Raw genomic sequence first — 20,267 nt, forward strand, 5'->3', positions numbered from 1 at the left:
CCTATCCAATCAGGCTTCCGGCACGGCCCGTCGCCGCGCTCCGCCGCACGGCCGCGGTACGCGACGGTGTAGTGCGCAGTACGCGATCGGAAAGTTCGCCGAGGCAACTGAGATTCGGAAAGCCGGGCCCCTGGGCCAACGCCGCCAGATTCGGCAGGTACAGCTTCGCCGCCAAACCGGCCACCGCCAGGTCATAACCGATCGAGGCCTCGATCCGCGCCTGGGTCAGAGGCCCGCCTACCGCCAGCTCCAGCCGATCCGCCGCTTCGGCGTCGAAAAGCTCCAGGAACCACAGCGGCTGGCCGCCGGTCGCGTCCACCACCAGGTCGAAGTTGTGCACTTGGTCGGCGCGCAGCTCGTTGCGCAACGTCACGGCGACACCCTCGCCGCACTCGGCAATGCGGGTCACCCGGCCTTGCAAGTGATGGACTCGGTTGTCCCCCAGCAAGCTTTCCTGTACCCGAACGGAGAACACGCCGCGGTCGGTGCGCCGGATGACGTCACGGCGTTCCTGGATGCTCAGCGCGTTCCACTTGGTCGGATCGCTGTACAGGGAGTTCTCGAAGTAGCTCTCCCCACGGGTATAAATAGTGGCCATCGGCGAGATCACCGAGATGGTGAGCATTTCGTGCCGGACCAGCTCGTCCAGCGCCGAGCCCGCGGTCTCGCCGCCGCCGATTACCGCGGCACGCGAGCAGACCGGAAGACTGCGCCTACCCGCGAGGTCCCAGAACTCGGCGATGCTGAGCACCCGAGGATGCTCGGCCAGCGCCTTGCCGCTGCGCCCAGGACCGGTGAGCATCAAGGCGTCCGCGTCGATTTCGGTGTGGGCACCGTCGGCGCCGAGTACCTCGACCGTCCAGCCGTCGCCCGCGACGTCGTGGCGCTGCCGGATCGAGCGCACGGTGCCGAGCACCAGCTCGAGCTCGATCTGCCGAGCCACCCACTGCAGATACTTGGCCCAGACATGATGTTGCGGGCTGGGTCTGCCGCGGTCGACCCACTCGGCGTACGTGCCGTGCTCGACCAGGAAGGACGTCCAGCTGTAGGCCATCATGGCCTCGTTGATGGCGCGGTTGTGCCCCCGCGCCCAAGTGGAGTGGTACGGAAAGCCGATGTCCTTCTCCGGGCTGGTGCCGAGCCGGTGCTGACCGTCGGTCCAGCCGCCGCTGGGCAGCCAGTTGCCGCCGACCGCGTGCGCTTCGACCACGACGACCCGCGGCGCGGGCAGCCCCAGCTGCCGCAGCACGTGTGATTTCGCCGCTACCGCAAGCGCTTTCGGTCCGGCGCCGACTACCAGTAGGGTCTCCACTTCGCTCTCCCACTCTCTCGCGAGCGCTGCACCCGCCCATCTGTGTGCCGGTACAGCAGCAACCCTGGCCCCCATGTTTGCATAGGCTTACCTTATATTGCTCGAGGGGTATCGGCATCCCCGAACCCGCTTCGCAACGATTGGATGGACACGCATGTTCAGGACCACCCGCACCAAGGCCGCAATGCTCGCGGCCGTCGCACTTTTCGGCGCTTTCGGCACCGTCGCGGCCACCGTCCCGGCGACCGCCGCACCGCTGACCGCGCCGCTGCACGCCGCCACTCCCGGCCCGGGCGAGCTGAAGGCCAAGCTGCAGACGGCCATCAACACCGGTGCGGCGCGCTCGGTCCGCGCGGCCGAACTCGAAGCGGGCGAGGCGGGCCTGCCGCTGCTCGACCAGGTCGGCGCCGCCATGGCCAGCGCTCCGCCGAGCTTCCGCTGGACCATCCTCGGCCCGGTCAGCGTGAACGGCAACGTTCTCAGCGCGCAACTGCAAACCGCGGTGGACGGCTTCGACCCGTTCTACTTCACCCTGACCTGGAAGCAGATCGGCGGCACCTGGAAGCTCACCCGGGAGGCCGAATGCACCGTCGCCAGCGTCGCCTTCCTGCCCTGCAACCTGTAATCAGCCGCGCCGCAACGGGAACGGCCCAGCGGCGCCGGGCCGTTCCCGTGACGGGCACCACACACGACAATCGACTTCCGTTAGGCTAACCTTACTGCCATGGGTAAGGGATTCAACGGTCTGCTGGTCAAGGCATGGGGTGGGGACGACTACCGGATCACCGTCACCTCCACCGAGAAGATCACCGACAACTATCTGCGCATCGGTTTCACCGCGGGCGGGCTGCTGGAGCAGCACCCGGTGCATCCCACGCAGTGGATCCGCTGCTGGATTCCGGACGGCGAGAGCGACAAGCTGCACCACCGCGGCTACACCCTCGTCGATCCCGATCCGGCAAACGACCGATTCGCTATCGAATTCGCGCTGCACGACGGCCCGGCCACACGGTGGGCGCAGCGCGCCGTGGTAGGCGACCACCTCGACGTCACGGTGCTCGGTTCCGATTTCCAACTGCCCGAACGGACGCCGAGCGAGTATCTCGTATTCGGCGACACGGCTTCCCTGCCCGCGATCAACTCACTGCTCGACGCGATCGGCGACGTCCCGGCCCAGGTCTGGCTGGAGTGGCAGCACGAATCGGATGTCACGCTGCCGGTACGCAACAAGCCGCACCACGAGGTGACCTGGCTGCAGCGGATCGATGACGGTCGCCTGATGCGCGAGCGGGCGCAGGAGATCACCTGCGCCGACGACGCCTTCGCATGGGTCGCCTGCTGCGGCCAGACCACCCGGTCGATCGTGAAGACCTTCAAGACCACCCACGGCCTGCCCAAGACCTCGATCAAGTACCAGGCCTACTGGAAATAGGTCACACCCTGGGTCATTCCCGAGAACGACCTCGTGCGCGACCTGCCGCCGACGCGTGGGCAGCCCACTCGCCGGCAGGCTGATCCCGGAGTCAGGGATCGCCGGCGTGGAGGCCTGGCATGTCGATCATCGACGGATTGCTGGTGCTCGCAGCCACCGCTTTTGCTGTGACCGCTGTAGTCGCACGGCGGTTCGGACCGGTGGCAATCCTCACGCTGGTTGTGGGCGGCCCGCCCAGGGACGTACCGGCCGCCACCGTGACGTTCGCGGCGGCCCGGTCCCCTCACTGCGGTCAGACCGCCGCCGCCAGACGCCACCCGGCGGCGCGCGACCGCTCGTTCCAGAAGTCGGCGTAACGGCCACCCAGCGCGAGCAGCTCCTGGTGTGTGCCGCGCTCGACGATCCGGCCACCGTCCAGGAACAGGATCTGATCCGCGTGTGCGATGGTGGCCAGCCGGTGCGCGACGACGATCACCGTCTTGTCTTTGGTCAATTCGTGCACGCCGCGGATCACCACCGCCTCGCTGTGCGGGTCCAGCGCACTGGTCGCCTCGTCCAGCAGCACGATCGGCGCATCCTTCAGCAGCGCCCTGGCGATCGACACACGTTGCCGCTCACCGCCGGACAGCACGGCGCCGCCCTCGCCGACCCGGCTGTCGAAACCGTCCGGCAGCCGACGCACGATCTCGTCCACCCGGGCCGCTTCCGCCGCGCGGCGCACGTCGGCGTCGGTCGCGCCTGGCTTGCCGATCCGGATGTTCTCCGCCACCGACCGATCGAACAGATAGACGTTCTGGAAGACCAGCGACAGCTGATCCAGCAGCACCGCCGAAGGCTGGTCGCGCACATCGTGTTCGCCGACCACGACACTGCCCGACTCGACGTCGTAGAACCGGGCCGCGAGCCGCAGGAGAGTGGTCTTGCCCGCGCCACTCGGCCCGACGATCGCGGTGGTGGTGCCCGCGGGCACACTGAACGTCACCCCGGACAGCACCGGTTCGCCGGTGCGATAACCGAAGGTGACGTCGTCGAAGACCACCGAAGGCGCGCCCGGCGTGACCGGCGTCTGCGCCTCGGGCAGCACCGGCTCCGCGAGCAACTCGGTGATCCGGTCGGCGGCGGCCGCCGCCGAGCGCAGCGCGTTGCCCAGCTGCGCGGCCTGATTCAACGGCTCGATGAAACGCGAACTCACCGCGATCAGCGCGATGGCCGCGGCCGCCGAGACGGCGCCGTCGGTTACCCGTCCGACGGCCACGTAGACCAGCACCAGGAAGACGGCCTGTACGCACAGGGCGAAGAGGATGAGCCCCGGCACACTGGCGAACACCAGCTTCGAGGCAGCCGACCGTTGCCCGGCCAGGGCGGCGTCCAGTGCCCGATTACCCGGCCCGACCGCGCCGAAGGCGCGTAACACCGGCTGCGCCTGCGCGAATTCGATCACCCGCGAATCGGCTTCGACCGCGGCGGCATGCATCCCGCGGTCGGCGCGCGCATACGAGCGTGCGGCCAGACCGTTCACCGCGTAGAGCACCGGTGCCGCGAGCAGCATGGCCAACGCGATCCGCCAGTCGATGAACAGCATCCCGATCGCGACGCCGAGCGGGACGATGACGCCGGTGAGGACCTTGGCCAGCAGATAGGCCACCAGACCCTGGATTTCGCGTACATTCTCGACCGTGAGCCGGGCCAGTGCGCCGGCGTCACGCGTCTCGAACCAGCCGAGCGGCAGCGCGTTCAGGTGATCACCGAGCCGGGTCTGCAGCCCACGCTGCATCCCGATCCCGATGCGGAGGCCAATGGCGGCCTGCAGGTAGCCGGAGATCACAACGCCCGCGACCGCGACCGTCATCCACAGTGCCCAGAACCAGGCGCGACCGAGTTCATCGTCGAACATCGCCTCGAGCGCAGGCACCAGCAGGAGATACGCCAGTGCCTGGCAGAGCGCCTGCGCGATGATCGCGGCGAACAGTTTCGGTACCAGGTGCCGGAATTCGGCCGGGATCAGTTCGAGTACTTTGCGAATCATCGGACGCCCTCCACAGTGTCGACCAGGGCGATCTCGCCCAGCGCCGCCTCGTTGATCTCCCAGAGCCGCTGATAGGTGCCGCCCGCGGCAGACAGGCTCGCATGATCCCCCTGCTCGACCAAGACACCATTGTCCAGCACCAGGATTCGGTCGACGCCGGTGATGGTGTGCAACCGGTGCGCGATGACCAGCACGGTACGACCTGCGACCAGTTCGGCCAGCGCATCCTGCACCGCCGCTTCCGATTCCGGATCGGCGAAGGCGGTCGCCTCGTCCAGCACCAGCACCGGGGTGTCGGCGATCAACGCGCGGGCGATCGACAAGCGCTGCGCCTCGCCGCCGGACAGGGTGGCGTCGACGCCGATCTCGGAATCGTAGCCGCGGGGCAGCGCCACGATGCGGTCGTGGATCCGCGCGGCGCGGGTGGCCCGCTGCACGGTGGCGTCGTCGGCGTCCGGCCTCGCCAGGATCAGATTCTGCCGGATACTGCCACGGATCAGCCGCACGTCCTGGAAGACGAACCCGACGGTGCGATACAGCTCTTCGCTCGGATAGTCGCGGATATCGCGTCCCCCGATGGTGATCCGCCCTGATCCGACGTCGTAGAAGCGCGGCAGCAATTTGGCCAGGGTGGACTTGCCCGACCCGCTCGGGCCCACCAGCGCCGTGATGGTGCCCGGCGTCAGCTCCAGGTCGACGTCCCGCAGCACATCATGGCCTGCGCGGTAACCGAAACCGACGCCCTCGAACCGGACCAGGCCCGCCGGCGCGAGCGCCGGGCCGGTGGGTGCCGATGCCTCCGCGCTCAGTTCGGGTGTCTGCTGCATGTCGTGCAGCCGCAACGCGGCGACGGCGGCGGCGCGCAACGCCTGCGCACCGTAGCCGAGGCCGAGCAGCGAGCTGCCCAACCCGAGGCCGACCAGCAGGAAGGGCAGCACGTCCAGCGGCGCTACCCAGTCCATGCCGACGGCGGCCAATCCGGCGAAGACTACGACCAGCATCACGAACACCGGGGTGACCACGATGTCGGAGGCCGATTGCACTGTGATGATCGGCGTCTTCATGCGATCCACGCTGCGCGCCTGGTACTCGACCGCGTCCTGGAACGCACTGTGCGCCTTGCCCGCCTGACCGAACGCGCGCACCACCTGGATGCCGTCCACGAATTCGATGAGCGCGTCCTTGGTGCGTTGCTCGGAGCGGTTGTAGACGAGGAATCGGTCGCGCCCGTCGCGATCCATCATCCGGCCGTAGAGCACGGCATAGGCGATCAGCGGGAGCAGCAGCACCAGCGTGAGCCGCCAATCGACGGTGACCAGGTAGCCGAGGGTGACCAGCGGAACGGTGAGCGCGCCGACGAATTCCAGGCGTGCGTGCGCGACCAGATAGTGCAGCGCCTCTACATCGTCCTGGAGATATTGCTTCACCTCGCCGGACGTGCGCTCACCGAACCAGCCCAGCGGCACTCGGGTCAGCTTGGCCGCCAGCGCTCGGCGCACCGCCAGCTGATAGCCGCTGTCGACCAGGTGCGTCCAGCTCAGCGCCACCGCTTGCAGCAGTGCCCGCACGAGCAGCACCAGCACCGCGATGGCCAGCAGTCGCCACACCCGCTCGGTGTCCACCCGGTCCGCCAGCAATTCCCGGCAGGCCGCGACGATCAGCACGAACGGCGCGACCGTGCACACCGACGCGACCACCATGACGATGCTCGCCGCGTTCAGCGGCCCGCGCACCGGGGCGAGGATCTGCCTGCGCGCCGCGGCTTCCTGTTGTTTCCGCGTCTTCGCCACTGCCTTCGGCGGCCGGTTCCCCGTCTCCGCCGCAGCCTGCGGCGCGACCTCCACCGTCATCTGACCTCGCCTCTCGACGTTCCTGGCGCAGCTCGCCGGGAATCCACTCATCGCCTCCACCAAGAAAGGTTAGGCTAACTTATCAGGATGGCGTGATCTGGACGCAGTCGATCGACGCCGATCCGCGCCGCCGCACGGGAGACAACCCGCCAACCCGGAGTTGTCCTGTCTGTCTTATTCCGTCAATGTGCGAAAACTGCTCCAGACCCAGGGTTTTCGAGCTACCGACGGGTCGGGGAAACCTCCATGAACGGCGAAGCATCGTGGTCCGATAGCTCGTGTACATCGCTAACTTCGACGGAAAGCGAACCAATTGACCACATTGGAGTACCGAATATGTATGGCACAGAGGTTTTTTCCGCTCTGGCGAATTGCGCGCGCGACCCCGGCGAACTCACCGCGGGCCAAGCGCACCGGGCCATGCAGGTGCACCTGGATTGCAGCGTCGAATTGTGCCGGGTCCGGCGGCGCGCGCGCAGGACGCTGGTCGAGGCCCGCTTGATGGTGCTGGACGAGCGGGCAACGCCGTAATGGCTTCCGCGATGCGGGTCCCGCGGTCGTGCGCTCGGGTACCTCTGCGGGCCACGGCGCGTTCACGGACACCGAATTGGCTTTTTCGTGTCGCGCGGAATCGTCCCAGGTGCCGTGGTGTTGTCTCTGCCATGACCACAACGGCATCCGACCGATCCGCCCCAGTCGTCGACACCGAGACCGAGTTCGGCGCGAAGGTAGCCGAACGCCTGAACCGCGAATCCGTCCTCTGGCTGACCACCGTCGGCCCCACCGGAACACCACAGCCGAACCCGGTCTGGTTCCGGTGGCACGACGGTGAATTCCTGATCTTCAGCAAGCCCGGCCAGCCGAAGATCCGCAACATCCTGCGCAATCCCCGGGTCGCGCTGAACCTCAACAGCACCGTCACCGGCGGCGACGTCGTCGTGCTCACCGGCGCGGCGCGCGTCGACGAACAGCGGCCCGGCGCGGACGAAATCGCGGCGTTCACCGCGAAATACACCGACGGCCTGCGCTCGATCAACCTGACCGACGAGCAGTTCTACGCCGAGTACTCGGTTGTCCTGCGCGTCACCCCGGATCGGCTGCGCGGGTTCTGATCCCGATGACGTTCGCGCCGCCGCCGTCCACCGCCGCCTGGCGGCATCGGACCGCACGCGAAGGGTTCGAGGTGGCCTATTTCCGGGTCACCGAACTCGGCGTGCTCATCGACGGCTGCACGACGGCCGTCGAGGACGGCGCGGCGTGGGTGGTGGACTACCGGATCGCCCTGGACACCGAATGGCGGACGCGCCGGGCCCAGGTGGCCATCCGTAAACCAGGGGGCTGGAACACGCTGGTGCTGGAGTCGGACGGCGCGGGCTCGTGGTTGCTGGACGGCATGCCCGCGTCACTGCTCGACGGTTGCCTGGACGTGGATCTGGAGTCCTCCGCGCTGACCAACGCACTGCCGGTGCATCGGTTGGCGCAGGAGATCGGCGACGGCGCGGACGCACCCGCGGCCTATGTGCTCGCGTCCGGGGCCGCGGTGGCCCGGCTGGAACAGCGCTATGTCCGCATCGCCGACGGCGAGCACGGACCGCGGTTCGACTACTCGGCGCCCGAGTTCGATTTCCGCTGCATCCTCGAATACGACAAGTCCGGACTGGTACTCGACTACCCCGGGATCGCGGTCCGCGCACGTTGAGCCGGTGGCCGATCGGACTACCGGCGGCCTCGGATATTCCCTGTTCACCCGCCGACTAGGGTCGTTACCGATGAGAAGGCGGCAACAACCGCCGTTGCCGAAGCGGCACGGCTTGGACCCGGCCCGGCTGCGACTACCGGAGCAGGGCCACTGGGCGACCATTCGGGACCATTTGGTGGAGCGCCTGCCCCGGGTGCCCGCCGCGCGGATCGACGAACTGCTGCACACCGGCGGCATCGTCGACCTGGATGGGCCGATCACCCACGACGCACCATACGTGCCGGGCGGCGCGGTCTGGTTCCACCGGGATCTGCCCGAGGAGACCGAGGTGCCGTTCGACATTCCGATCGTGCACCGCGACGACGACCTGCTCGTCGTGGACAAACCGCACTTCCTGGCCACCATCCCGCGCGGCAAGCACATCCTGCAGACCGCTCTGGTGCGGCTGCGCCGGGAACTCGACCTCCCCGACCTGGTCCCGGCTCATCGGCTGGATCGCGTCACGGCGGGGCTGGTCCTGTTCGTGATCAATCCCGCCCGGCGCGGCGCGTATCAGACCATGTTCCATAGGCGCACCGTCCGCAAGGAGTACGAGGCGATCGCGCCGTTCGATCCCGGCCTGGCGCTGCCGCGCGTGGTGCGCAGCCGGATTATCAAAGAGAAGCACGTGCTCGCGGCTCAGGAGGTGCCGGGCGAACCCAACGCGGAAACCGAGATCGAACTGCTCGAGCACCGCGACGGGCTCGGCCGCTATCGGCTGCGCCCGCATACCGGCCGCACCCACCAGTTGCGGCTGCACATGAACAGCCTCGGCATCCCAATCCTCGGCGACGACTTCTATCCCGTACTCACCGACAAGCCGGTCGACGACTTCCGCAGGCCGCTGCAACTGCTGGCCGCCTCGCTCGAGTTCACCGATCCGGTCACCCGGGAACCACGTCGCTTCGAGACCACCCGCACGTTGCAGGCCTGGACCGATCCGCATGGGTGGGCCGGGTGACCGATCCGGCGCCGCGCCGCGCAATGTGCCGAGTCAAGTAACAGCGCGGACCCCGGCAGTCCCGGAAACGAGATCTGCGTGGCCCTGAGGTCGCACCACGCGGTCTGTATCCGGCATGAGTTACGCGGAAGTCCGCGATCTCCGGGACGGCGGAAAATGTGACCTGTCTGGCAGTGGGAACCATGACCCGTAGCGACCCGATTACCGATTCGTACACTGGTCCGGATGTCTGATCAGGACCGAGCAGCAGAACCCCACTCACGCCATAAGATGCACGCCTACATCGACCTCGCCGTCGTGGTGGTCGTCCTGGCAGGCACCAATCTGATCGCGCACTTCACCACCGCGTGGGCGAATATCGTGACGGTGCCGGTCGCCGCCGTGGTGCTGCTCGCGCTGGTGCGCAGACGCGGCCTCGGCTGGTCCGAACTGGGCCTTTCCCCGCGGCACTGGCGGCGCGGTTCGCTCTATGGTCTCGCCGCGGTGGGGCTGGTCCTCGCGGTCGTCGCGATCGGCGCGGCGCTGCCGATCACTCGTCCGTTCTTCCTGGCCGATCGGTATGCGACCATCTCCGGCGCGTTGATCGCGTCGATGATCGTCATCCCGTTGCAGACGGTGATCCCGGAGGAACTCGCCTTCCGCGGTGTGCTGCACGGCACACTCCATCGCGCATACGGTGCGCGCGGCGTCTTCGCCGCGGGCTCGCTGCTGTTCGGACTCTGGCACATCGCGTCTTCGCTCGGGCTCACCTCCAGCAACCGCGGCCTGACCGGATTCATCGGCGGCGGCCTCGCAGGACAGGTCATCGGGATCCTGCTAGCCGTCGCCGCGACGGCCGCGGCAGGCGTGGTGTTCACCTGGCTGCGCCACCGCAGCGGCAGCCTCCTCGCCCCGATCGCCTTGCACTGGTCGGTGAACGGTGCGGGGGCATTGGCCGCCGCGCTCGTGTGGCACACCACGTTGACCTGATCGATGCACCCTGACCGAAACGCGGCGGACGCCACGGACGCTATGGGGTCGCCCGTGACCGCTCGGTAATGTCGTTCCGGGCTAACGGCCAGGGTAGAGGTCGCAGAAGTCTTCGGGTTGGAGGAAGCTGCCGCCCTGGCGGGCGATGCGAGCCCGCTCCTGGGTGACGCACTCCTGATACCGCAGCCGCCGATCCAGGTCGTTCTCGTGGCCCGCATCGAAGATCAGGGCGATGAGCGACAGCACCGCAACCACTATGCAGACGATGGCGCCTACCTGCCGCATTGGCACGGCGGCCAGGGCTGCGTCTGTTGGGTCGGCGTCCATGTCTGCGCCGATGTCTCGATTCACTGTATCGAGGTGTTCGAAGTCATCTGTCACCATGGAGTCCCGTCTCGCTGATTCCGCTGTGCCGGAAGTAATATCGCGGGCTCGACTTGGAAAATCGTTAACACACCCTTGTGAAGGTCGAAGCAGGTGGCTTTGTCCTCATCCAGCGTCTTCGTCGTGACGCGTGGACCCGGAGCCTGAACCGAGCCTCCATGCCACGAATCTCGACGCACTAGGGATGTGCGTATTCGAACTCGTTTTCGACACGCGGTTGCTTCGACAAAAGGGCTGCTCACCCGGATATTCGGGAGTTACCGGAATTTCGACGTCCCGGCGTGTCGCCGCTGGGCGCCTTCCGACGGCGTTGACCACGCGCAGCGGTCGGTTTAATCTCACTCCGATCACACATATGTTCGAGCACTCATGTCTCCACCACTCGACATGACACCTGCTCTCGGGAAGGCTCGCGATGTCCGACGCACTGCCGAACGGTAGTTCCGAGATTGCCGCGCTGGCACAGCAAGTCGAGACCGCGCGCGGCAAATTGCCCCTGCAGTACGACCCGGCACTGCTGGAAGTGCTGTCCGAGCGGGAGATCGCCGCGGAACGCGAACTCGCGGAGTGGATTCGCGCCCAGCGTCGCAAACAGCGGCGCAGGGAGATCGAAGCGGAGCTGGCCGCCGAGCAGCGCGACCGCAAGTCGGCCGCCGCCCTGCGCCGCGCCGACGAGGACGACGCGCGCTGGCATCGGCGCGCACTGGCGGCGCGGCGGCGGGTGTCCAGCCAGGACGCACGGCTGGCGCAGCTCTACCGGCGGGCCGAGTGGTCGTCGCGGGCCTTGATCGCGGTGGTCGTGCTCGGCATGGTATGGGCCGGAGTCAATGTGCAGCACAATCTGGTACCCAGCGGTGACATGTCGGATCCGCTGTACTGGTTGAGCTACGGCATCGAGGCGATGATCTCGATCCCGATCATCACCATCATGGTGGCGGCGACGACCGCGGCGCGCTGGGGCCGCGAACTGGCGCGCGGCAAGGTGATCTTCTTCGAGGCGGCGCTGCTCGGCACGACGGTCGCGCTCAACACCGGACCGCATCTCGCCGCGGGCGACCTGGGCCGCGCGGCCGAGTACGCGATCGCGCCGGTGATGGTCGGCGTGGTGATCTGGCTGCACGCCTGGGTTTCCGCACGGTACGCGGTGCTGATCGACGGTGCGCCGGTGGTCGACCGGGACGCGCCGATGGTCCGGATCGACGCGGAGCACGTCTCGGGCAGGTCCGGCTATCGTCCGCTCGACAATCGGGACGGTCCAGCGGACGGCGGTCGATTTCGCGGGGAAGCGGATTCGGACGCGCCGCGCCTGAGCGGTGCCGGTGCGGACTCCGGCTCTAGATGGGCTGCGCGGCCGGGCAGCGACCAACACGCGAGCTTCGACACCGTTGCCCACCCGTCGCCCTCGCTCCGCGCAGCACCTTTCAGAGACGCCGAGCACGACGAGTCCGCCACCTCGACAGCCGCGAGGCCACCCGTCCCGACACCGACCGACCATGCGATGACGTCGCCGACCAACGGTCACGTCATCAACGGGCGGACCAATGGCCATTCGGTCGACAACCACCACGCGGCAAGTGGCTACCTGCTCCCGATAAGCCATCCGGACGGCGACGTCAGCGAAACGTCCGCCACATCCGCGCCAATCGACCGACCGTTGCCGAATGGCCGCACGGTCGCACCTCATGCCAACGGACACACATTCCCGCAGGCCACCAACGGCCACCCGGTTGAGACCTCGGCCAACGGCCGTGCTCACAACCTGGTGAACGGGCACACCGCTGCCACAACCGCCGGTCGCACCGCCGACACCGGCAACACAGACACCCACCCGGACAGTGAAGTCCGCGACATCTCCGCCATCTCAGGCCGAGCCGACGGACCGTCGACCAACGAAGACCCGGTCGCAGCTGAACACACATTCCCACAGGCCACCAACGGACACAGTGTGGAGACATCCGGCCACGCCTACGCTCGCGACATCCCGGTCAACGGGCACCCCATTCCGCCGTACACCAATGGGCACTCCGCTCTGTCACCCACCACCGGCAACGGGCACAACGGCGCGGCAAACGGCCGCGCGATCCTCCCGGCCACCGATGGTGACGCCACCGAGACCACAACCGGTCACGCACACAACCTCCCGGCCCACACTGCCGCTGTTCCGGCAACCCGCAACGGCTCCACCGCCGAGACATCTTCCACCAACGGCTACGCTCACAACCTTCCGGCCGACGGGTACGCCCGCACCACCACCGATCGGCTCATGGGCGTACCCGCTCACAGCGCAAGCCCTACCCCCTCGGTCACTGCTGGTCAGACCGCGACGCCCCAGCCTGGGAATCGTCCGGCCTCCTCGGTCGCCGATCACGCCTTCGATCTCCCGGTCGACGCGCGCAACATCCAATCGGCCGATGCCCCTGCGGCACAGCCGTTCTCCGCTGACTCCGAAGATTTCGGCCACGCGGCCGAGACTCCGTCCGCCAGCATGGGTGACAGTATGGAACGTCCGGAAGCACCGGCCGCGCGCTCGCTCGCACACCGCGTAGTTACGAACAGCTCTGCGTCACAGCAAATCTCGATCGAAGATCTGGATGGAGAATTCACGCTCCGGAAACGGTCGGCTACGCCGGGCAGCGGGTCCGTGAACGGCCGTGCGACACAGGCGATCCCGAGTTCGGAACTCGGCGGCCATCGGGCGGAGGAACCGCATCTGGGATTCGCCGGTACGGCGCACCCGACCACCGAACCCACTCGCACGCCCAACGCGGCGACCACCACTGCCACTCAGGCGAATCCGAATGCCACCGCACCGCGCACGGCGAAACGTGGAAAGTCCGTTTCCGCCGAACAGGGCGACCGCACCGCCGACGCGGAGAGCGAACAACTCACGCTCAACGAATCCCCCGAACCAATGCGCCCCCACCTGCGCGCCGAACAGAAGCCGATCCTCGACGAAGACGACGAGGACGACGAACTTCCCGCCGAGACCGACGAAGCCGACACCGACGACGACGAAATCTCGGCGATCGCCCGTGCCATCACAGGCCGCCGCCTGTCGAGCCTGCCGATCGAGGAAGTCAGGGAGATCCTTACACTCGCCGACCAAGGCGGCACGACGCCGGCCATTGCCAACGAACTCGGAGTCTCCCGCGCCGCGGTCACCCGCGTCCTGGATTCGGCGATCCGAGTCCACCGCCCTTACCTCGTCATCGGCTGAGCCGACGGCTCCAGGTCGCCCAGGTGGCCGCGCCGACGCCGTACCCAGCTGCAACCACCTCGGTACTTGGTGCGTACACCACGCGCACAGAGTGCATCCGACCACCGAAAAGGTGGACCACCAGCCCGGACCGCCCGTCGGAAGGTAAGCCGCGAGCCGGGCGAGCAGAAGCCGCCGCCGACGTCGAGCCGTCGAATTGGAAGGAGCGGTCAGGGAGTATCAGTGCCGGCCGGCAGTGCGACGTCTACCTGTCGCGCTTCCGCTGACTCGGTGCCGCGGACTCAGCTGCCTCCTCCGCAACCGCTACCTCCACCACAGCTACTGCCGCCTCCGCCACTGCTACCGCCGTCGCCTCCGGAATCACTCCCGGAATCGCCGCCACCGTCCCCGACGTCCCAGCCACCGCGCCGGCGTCGCTGCTCGCCGCTGGGCCTGTTGGCAATGCCGGCAATCGCGCCGATCACGATCACCACAAAAGCGGCATTGAGCAAGACTTCCATGACCGAACGTTATCCGCCCGGCCGTCGACGCGCACCGCTTCCGGTCCGAAAAGGGCTGTGCGCTCGGCGGATGCCGAATGCACAGCCCTTGATCTACTTGCCCGCGTCAGATGTCGGTGTTGGACCCGCCGCCGCGAATCCCGCTCTTCGCGGCTGTGGCCGTGCCCTGGTGGAAAACGGGATCGTGGTACTTCACCGACCGCGGCTCACCTGGCCCCGCACCATCCGAGGTTCGATCACCGTGCCCTGGCCACCACGCTTTGTGCCCGATCATGGCCGTGAGCGCGGGCGTGAAGAACATCGCCATGACGAACGCGGCGATCGCGATACCCACCGAGATGGCGAAGCCCATCTGTGCGAGCACGTTGTTGCCCGCCAGCATCATCGACGCGAACGTGCCCGCCAGGATCACTCCGGCCGCCGCGATGGTTGGCCCGGTGTGTCGAACTGCCAGGGCGGCGGCCTGTTTCGGCTCGTTGCCCTCGCGCGCTTCTTCCCGCAGCCGGGCGACCATGAGGATGTTGTAGTCGGTGCCGAGCGCGACCACGAACAGATACATGATCACCGGGAGGGTGAAGATCAGGCCGGACTCGCCTTGGATGTTCTGGAACACCAGCACCGCGGCGCCGAGCGTGGCCGCGAACCCGAGGAACACCGACGCCATCAGGTACCACGGCGCGACCAGGCTGCGCAGCAGCAACCCGAGCACGATCATGATCAGGATCGCCGCCACCGGGAACACGATCGCGTAGTCGCGCGCCATCGCGTCCTGGAAGTCGACGAAGACCGAGGTCAACCCGCCGACCGCCGCCGTAGCCCCAGCAGGTGCGGCCGTGTGCGCGACGTCCCGCAGCGGCCCCTTGACGGTGTCCAGGGCGGCATCCGACTCCGGTACGTCGCTGAGTGTCACTACGAAATCGGCGATCGTCTTGTCTGCGGACAGCTTCGGCTCGGCCACGTCTCCCACGCCGGGCACCGCGGCCAGCGCGCTTCGGTAGGTGCTGAGCTGCTCTTCGGTCAGCTCGCCACCGCCGGAACGCAGCAGGACATCCGAGGGCTGTGTGGTTCCCGCGGGCATGCCCTTCACCAATTCCTTGCTGTAGACCACCGATTCGGACGCCTCCGAGGTCGAGCCGGAGCTGAGGTCGAAGGTCGGGTGGAAACCGAACGCGAACACGCCCAGCGCGACCAGCACACCACCGGACACCACAGCGAAAGCGCCGGGCCGCCTGCCGAGCGCGTTGCCGACCGCGGTGAACCGCGCACCCTTCGGCTCGGTCCGCCACGCCTTGGACGGCCAGAACACCTTGGTGCCCAACAGCGAAACCACCGCAGGCACCAGCGTCAGGCCGGCCACCAGCGCCACCGCCACCGCGATCGCCAGTGCCGGACCCATGGCACGGAACATGCCGAGCGTGGACAACACCAGCGCCATGAACGCGATGATCACCGCGCCCGCCGCGGAGGTGATGGCCTCACCGACGCGGGTGACGGCACTGACCATGGCCGTCTTCGGATCTTCGCCCGCCCGCAGCCGCTCCCGGTAGCGGAACATCAGAAACAGGATGTAGTCGGTGCCGACACCGAACAGCACGACCACCAGGATGGCGTTGATCGATGCATCGATCTGCAGGTCGAAGGCCTTGGCCACCATGGCGATCAACCCACCGACCATGCTGGAGATCGCGCCGATCACCACGATCGGCAGCAGCGCGATCACCGGGCTGCGGAAGATGACCAGCAGGAGCACCAGAATCAGCACAATGGTGGCGACACCGATGATCGCCATGCCCTTTTCGCTGGATTCCTGCTGGTCCAGCACCTGAGCCGCCTGACCGGTGATGCCCGCCTTCAGGTCGGTACCCGCCACGCGTTCCTTCAGCTCCGTGCGCAGCGCCTTGACCGCGTCGCTCTGCGTGGTGTCGTTCGGATTGGTCACCTTGGTCATCTGCACCGCGATGATCTGGATCAGCCGGTTCTCCGATGGCGGCACCGGCTGGAGCGCGGTGACATCCTTGATCCGCGCGCCCAGCAGTTGCGTGCCGATCGATCCGACCGAGGCCGAATCACCCTCGGTCAGCGGCGCCCCGTCCTGCCGTGCGAACACGATGATCGCCGCGGGCGCCGAGCTCTGCGGAAACGCCTCCTGCTGCATCTCCAACGCCTGGATGGACTCGTAATGCGAAGGCAGGAAAGCGGATTGATCGGTCGTCGATTTGAGTTCCGGCGCCGAGGCCACTACCGCGATGGCGAGCAGCACCCACAGGCCGATCACCTTCCACGGATTGTGGACCACCACGGCCCCCAGTCGTGCGAACATCTGCGAAGAAATCCTTTCCGGATTCGTAACTACGGGGGGTAATTCAGATTTCGAGGTCTTGGGAAGCCGGGTTCTCCGCCACGTCGACGACCGTCCGGTAGATGTGCTCCGGAATCCGGCCCTCCAGCTCGGCGGGCGTATTTACGATCTCCACCGTGTAATCACCCCACTCGCGCTCCTGGCCGGTGAACCCGAGCAGGACACGCCAGCTCTTCCAGTCGGTCCAGTCGGTCGCCGCCGCCATCTCGCGCCAGTTCGATTCCTGCCGATGCACCACGAACTTCCCCTTGCGGCTCACGTAAACCCGCACCACGTCCACCCCGACCTCGGTGTACTCCCGCGATTCCCCGAGCAGCCTGCCGAAGAAGCGCTGCCTACGCGCACCGCCCGGCCCGACCTGCAGCACGATCTCACGGAAGTTCTCCACTCCACCCGCCTCGGTGTCCTTCTTCGCAAAGGTGACGCGCCCGGTCAGCTCGTCGATAGCATCCGCACTGGTCAGCTTGTTCGAATCGCTGGTCATGACATTTCCCCGTTTCATAGATCAATACGCATACAAGCATGCGTCTACCGCCAACGGCCCCTTCTCGGATCCCGCTGCGCCGGTGTCGATTTGACGTTGTCCGCGCTGCCTATCTCGCAACGCCGGCCGACTCACTATAAGTAGATGTATACGTATAACGCAAGATCTGTCCGCTCAGTCCGCGACGAGGTCATGGAGGTTGGACGATGACGACACCTGCATGCCCTTGCTCGCCAGGCACAGAGACTTGCTGCCCTGATGCGAAGATGGCGGGGTGCGGGTACTCGTGACTGGTGCGAATGGCTACCTCGGCCGGGCGGTCGCCGTGGCGCTCGACAGAGCCGGACACGAACCGATCGCGATGGTGCGCACAGCCGATTCATCGATCCGCACGGCAACGCGAGTCGCCGATGTGCTCGATGAGGCCGACCTCAGAGAAGCGCTCGCCGGGGTCGAGGCGGTATGCCATCTCGCAGGACTCACTCGTGCCCGGGAGTCGCAAGCCGATCCGCTCCGCTATTTTCGCGTAAACGCCAGTGGGACAATCACACTGCTCGCAGCGATGGCCGCCGCCGATGTGCCGCGCATCGTCTTCGCGTCGACCGGGTCGATATATGGAACTCCAGAGCGCCAGCCGATGACGGAGGATTTACCCGACACGCCCCCGCATCCGTACGCGGCGAGCAAGCTCGCGGCCGAACTGGCGATCCAGGCGCAGGCACAAACCGGGGGCCTGTCAGCTGTCGTGCTACGCCTGCTGAACGTGGCGGGCGGCAGCGACCCCGACCCCACGCGACTGATTCCTCGGGCACTGGCTGCCGCAAGGGATCGATCCACGTTGGAAATCAACGGCGATGGCCGCACGATCCGGGACTACCTGCACATCATCGACGCTGCCGCGGCTTTCGTCGCTTGCGTCGAGAACATGCCGCCCTTGGGCAGGGCCACGCGGTACAACATCGGTAGCGGCCACGGCACGAGCATTCTCGACGTCGTCACAGCCGTCGAGCGGGTGACCGGTCACCACATCCGCATTGCGCATCGACCACCAGCATCCGAGCCCGCCGCCCTGATCAGCAACCCTTCCAAGGCAATAGCCGAATTATCTTGGTCTCCGACTCATTCCGATATCGACAGCATCGTTCGCGATACCTGGCATAACCTGAAACGACAGGAAGCGGGAGACCTGTGATCTGAAGAACCGGATCCCCTTACACCGAGACCGACTCGAAATAGTCCGAAATGTTCGCCGTCATTCACGCCCCACCAGTGCGTGAATTGCCTTCACAACCGCCTCTGCATCAGTTAGGTCCTCGAGTATCAGGTCAGCGCCGACCAGGTCCGATGCGGGCGTGCCGCCGTAACGCCCACAGCTCAAACGTTCCAACAGGTCCTCCGGGGACTAAGCGAGCCGGTTCGAGGTGAGCAGTCGTGAGCGCGTGGAATGTGGTCTGGAGCGTTGGCGCAATCCTCGCCACGAGCGCTGTGGCAATCACCGCGATCGGGTGCATATGGCCCAATAGCAAGAGGTGCAAGCCCACTACCGCGCGACGCCACGCCCGAACCCGCCGCGCCCTGCAGCCAGTCCAGTGGCCGCAAGCGTGGACATGCGCCCCGCCCACACGCCCGCTCACCCTCACCGAAGCTCATCACGCAATGCAGCTTCACCGCGAACATACCTGTGCCCGAAAGCAAGCCGCGTTCGCCACACTCGTCGCCGCTGGACGCGCAACGCCGGATTCGGGACGCCAACACCGCCCGTGGGAGCCGAGTGATCGACCCGCTCGGGCCTCCCGGATCAGTCGACACCCCGAGCAGTTCTTCCACGGCGCCGCTCGAGGTATGCCCGGATTGCGTCACGAGTGATTTCGTGCTTTGAGCGGCCCTCGGAATCAGCTTGCGCGTCGAGCGCCGCCTCTTCATCTTTCGGCAATCGCATGGTCCAAGCCATACCGCAATGGTGCCGGAAGCGATGCCACAGTGCTGAACAATCGAGACCCGCGCTCCGGCACCACATCCCGTTCGGGTGCATTACCGGAATGACAAAGGCCCGCCTCCCGAAACGGGAAGCGGGCCTTCGTTGTTCGACTTGTCAGCCGTGGAGCAGGCTTACTTCGCCTTCTCCAGGACCTCGACCAGCCTCCAGCGCTTGGTGGCCGACAGCGGACGGGTCTCCATCAGCTGGACGCGGTCGCCGATGCCGGCGATCTCGTTCTCGTCGTGCGCCTTCACCTTGGAGGTGGTGCGGATGATCTTGCCGTAGAGCGGGTGCCGGTTACGGTCTTCCAGCTCGACGACGATCGTCTTGTTCATCTTGTCCGAGACAACGTAACCGACACGCACCTTGCGGGTGCCGCGCTGCCCTTCTACTTTGTCGCTCATGCGGCATCTCCCTTGCCAGCGGGTCCGGTGGCCAGACCGAGCTCACGCTCACGCATGACCGTGTAGATGCGCGCGATCTCGTGACGGACGACGCGCAGACGACGGTTGTTGTCCAGCTGACCCGTCGCCATCTGGAAGCGCAGGTTGAACAGCTCTTCCTTGGATTCGCGCAGCTTGGCCACCAACTCGTCTTCGGTGAGCTCGCGGAGCTCTGCGGCCGGTGTTCCGGTAGCCATCAGAACTGCTCCTCCCTGGTCACGATCCTGCACTTCATCGGGAGCTTGTGCATCGCGCGGCGCAGCGCCTCACGAGCGGTCTCCTCGTTCGGGTAGCTCATCTCGAACATGACCCGACCCGGCTTCACGTTCGCGACCCACCACTCCGGCGAACCCTTACCCGAACCCATACGGGTCTCGGCGGGCTTCTTGGTCAGCGGACGATCCGGGTAGATGTTGATCCAGATCTTGCCGCCACGGCGGATGTGGCGAGTCATCGCGATACGCGCCGACTCGATCTGCCGGTTGGTGACGTAGGCCGGCTCCAGCGCCTGGATGCCGTACTCGCCGAACGCCACCGAGGTGCCGCCCTTGGCCATGCCGGAACGGCCCGGGTGATGCTGCTTGCGGTGCTTCACCTTACGAGGCATCAGCATG

Annotated in this window: 18 protein-coding genes and 1 pseudogene; 9 read left to right on the forward strand and 10 right to left on the reverse strand. The window is 66.7% G+C overall.

The window, feature by feature from the left end; all coding sequences use genetic code 11:
* Position 1: 1 nt before the first annotated feature.
* Positions 2 to 1,312: a SidA/IucD/PvdA family monooxygenase gene (locus IU459_RS09110; protein ID WP_324198802.1), complete on the reverse strand. Its 1,311-nt coding sequence runs from the start codon at positions 1,310 to 1,312 to the stop codon at positions 2 to 4.
* Between the two features lie 154 nt (positions 1,313 to 1,466).
* Here IU459_RS09110 and IU459_RS09115 point away from each other — a divergent pair, with 154 nt between their 5' ends.
* Entirely contained in the window at positions 1,467 to 1,937 is a 471-nt protein-coding gene (locus IU459_RS09115; RefSeq protein ID WP_195129034.1) for a hypothetical protein, read from the forward strand.
* 99 nt (positions 1,938 to 2,036) lie between these two features.
* Positions 2,037 to 2,744, forward strand: a complete 708-nt coding sequence (locus IU459_RS09120) for a siderophore-interacting protein (RefSeq protein WP_195129035.1) — start codon at positions 2,037 to 2,039, stop codon at positions 2,742 to 2,744.
* 292 nt (positions 2,745 to 3,036) lie between these two features.
* Here IU459_RS09120 and IU459_RS09125 read toward each other — a convergent pair whose 3' ends face one another.
* Both IU459_RS09125 and IU459_RS09130 read right to left on the reverse strand, forming a co-directional pair.
* A complete protein-coding gene (locus IU459_RS09125) occupies positions 3,037 to 4,770 on the reverse strand; it encodes an ABC transporter ATP-binding protein (protein WP_195129036.1) in 1,734 nt (577 codons plus the stop codon).
* A complete protein-coding gene (locus tag IU459_RS09130; RefSeq protein ID WP_195129037.1) occupies positions 4,767 to 6,620 on the reverse strand; it encodes an ABC transporter ATP-binding protein in 1,854 nt (617 codons plus the stop codon). The genes IU459_RS09125 and IU459_RS09130 overlap by 4 nt, the downstream gene beginning before the upstream one ends.
* 336 nt (positions 6,621 to 6,956) lie before the next feature.
* Between IU459_RS09130 and IU459_RS09135 the strand changes: the two genes are divergently transcribed.
* The 5 genes from IU459_RS09135 (at position 6,957) to IU459_RS09155 (ending at position 10,288) form a co-directional block, all read left to right on the forward strand.
* A complete protein-coding gene (locus IU459_RS09135; protein WP_195129108.1) occupies positions 6,957 to 7,151 on the forward strand; it encodes a hypothetical protein in 195 nt (64 codons plus the stop codon).
* Between the two features lie 131 nt (positions 7,152 to 7,282).
* Positions 7,283 to 7,732: a TIGR03667 family PPOX class F420-dependent oxidoreductase gene (locus tag IU459_RS09140; RefSeq protein WP_195129038.1), complete on the forward strand. Its 450-nt coding sequence runs from the start codon at positions 7,283 to 7,285 to the stop codon at positions 7,730 to 7,732.
* Between the two features lie 5 nt (positions 7,733 to 7,737).
* Complete coding sequence (locus IU459_RS09145; protein ID WP_195129039.1) at positions 7,738 to 8,319, forward strand: putative glycolipid-binding domain-containing protein; 582 nt, start codon at positions 7,738 to 7,740, stop codon at positions 8,317 to 8,319.
* A 70-nt stretch (positions 8,320 to 8,389) separates the two neighbouring features.
* The gene (locus IU459_RS09150) at positions 8,390 to 9,319 is read left to right on the forward strand and encodes an RluA family pseudouridine synthase (RefSeq protein ID WP_195129040.1); all 930 of its coding nucleotides are present in this window, start codon (positions 8,390 to 8,392) and stop codon (positions 9,317 to 9,319) included.
* Positions 9,320 to 9,544: 225 nt separating this feature from the next.
* Positions 9,545 to 10,288: a CPBP family intramembrane glutamic endopeptidase gene (locus IU459_RS09155; protein WP_195129041.1), complete on the forward strand. Its 744-nt coding sequence runs from the start codon at positions 9,545 to 9,547 to the stop codon at positions 10,286 to 10,288.
* Positions 10,289 to 10,369: 81 nt separating this feature from the next.
* On the opposite strand, the gene IU459_RS09160 is transcribed toward IU459_RS09155, so the two are convergent.
* The gene (locus tag IU459_RS09160; protein WP_195129042.1) at positions 10,370 to 10,534 is read right to left on the reverse strand and encodes a hypothetical protein; all 165 of its coding nucleotides are present in this window, start codon (positions 10,532 to 10,534) and stop codon (positions 10,370 to 10,372) included.
* A gap of 553 nt (positions 10,535 to 11,087) precedes the next feature.
* Between IU459_RS09160 and IU459_RS09165 the strand changes: the two genes are divergently transcribed.
* Entirely contained in the window at positions 11,088 to 13,889 is a 2,802-nt protein-coding gene (locus IU459_RS09165; protein WP_195129043.1) for a hypothetical protein, read from the forward strand.
* A gap of 606 nt (positions 13,890 to 14,495) precedes the next feature.
* On the opposite strand, the gene IU459_RS09170 is transcribed toward IU459_RS09165, so the two are convergent.
* The gene (locus IU459_RS09170) at positions 14,496 to 16,709 is read right to left on the reverse strand and encodes an MMPL family transporter (protein ID WP_195129044.1); all 2,214 of its coding nucleotides are present in this window, start codon (positions 16,707 to 16,709) and stop codon (positions 14,496 to 14,498) included.
* A gap of 43 nt (positions 16,710 to 16,752) precedes the next feature.
* Positions 16,753 to 17,232 carry an EXLDI protein gene (locus IU459_RS09175; protein ID WP_195129045.1) on the reverse strand — a complete coding sequence of 160 codons (480 nt, stop codon included), beginning with the start codon at positions 17,230 to 17,232 and terminating at the stop codon, positions 16,753 to 16,755.
* A gap of 274 nt (positions 17,233 to 17,506) precedes the next feature.
* Between IU459_RS09175 and IU459_RS09180 the strand changes: the two genes are divergently transcribed.
* Positions 17,507 to 18,424 (forward strand): NAD-dependent epimerase/dehydratase family protein, encoded by a 918-nt coding sequence (locus IU459_RS09180; RefSeq protein ID WP_195129046.1) that lies wholly within the window; start codon positions 17,507 to 17,509, stop codon positions 18,422 to 18,424.
* Between the two features lie 606 nt (positions 18,425 to 19,030).
* On the opposite strand, the gene IU459_RS40035 is transcribed toward IU459_RS09180, so the two are convergent.
* The 4 genes and pseudogenes from IU459_RS40035 to rplP all read right to left on the reverse strand — a co-directional run bounded on the left by IU459_RS40035 (position 19,031) and on the right by rplP (position 20,266).
* Positions 19,031 to 19,264, reverse strand: coding sequence for a ribbon-helix-helix protein, CopG family (locus tag IU459_RS40035; protein WP_369123092.1), 234 nt, complete (start codon positions 19,262 to 19,264; stop codon positions 19,031 to 19,033).
* A 77-nt stretch (positions 19,265 to 19,341) separates the two neighbouring features.
* A pseudogene (gene rpsQ, locus IU459_RS09190) lies at positions 19,342 to 19,590 on the reverse strand (30S ribosomal protein S17); the annotation flags it as partial.
* Positions 19,591 to 19,610: 20 nt separating this feature from the next.
* Positions 19,611 to 19,850 carry a 50S ribosomal protein L29 gene (gene rpmC / locus IU459_RS09195; RefSeq protein WP_067464321.1) on the reverse strand — a complete coding sequence of 80 codons (240 nt, stop codon included), beginning with the start codon at positions 19,848 to 19,850 and terminating at the stop codon, positions 19,611 to 19,613.
* Entirely contained in the window at positions 19,850 to 20,266 is a 417-nt protein-coding gene (gene rplP / locus IU459_RS09200; RefSeq protein WP_067464324.1) for a 50S ribosomal protein L16, read from the reverse strand. The genes rpmC and rplP overlap by 1 nt, the downstream gene beginning before the upstream one ends.
* Between the last annotated feature and the right edge of the window lies 1 nt (position 20,267).

Source organism: Nocardia amamiensis, from assembly GCF_015477605.1.
GTDB classification, from domain to species: domain Bacteria; phylum Actinomycetota; class Actinomycetes; order Mycobacteriales; family Mycobacteriaceae; genus Nocardia; species Nocardia amamiensis_A.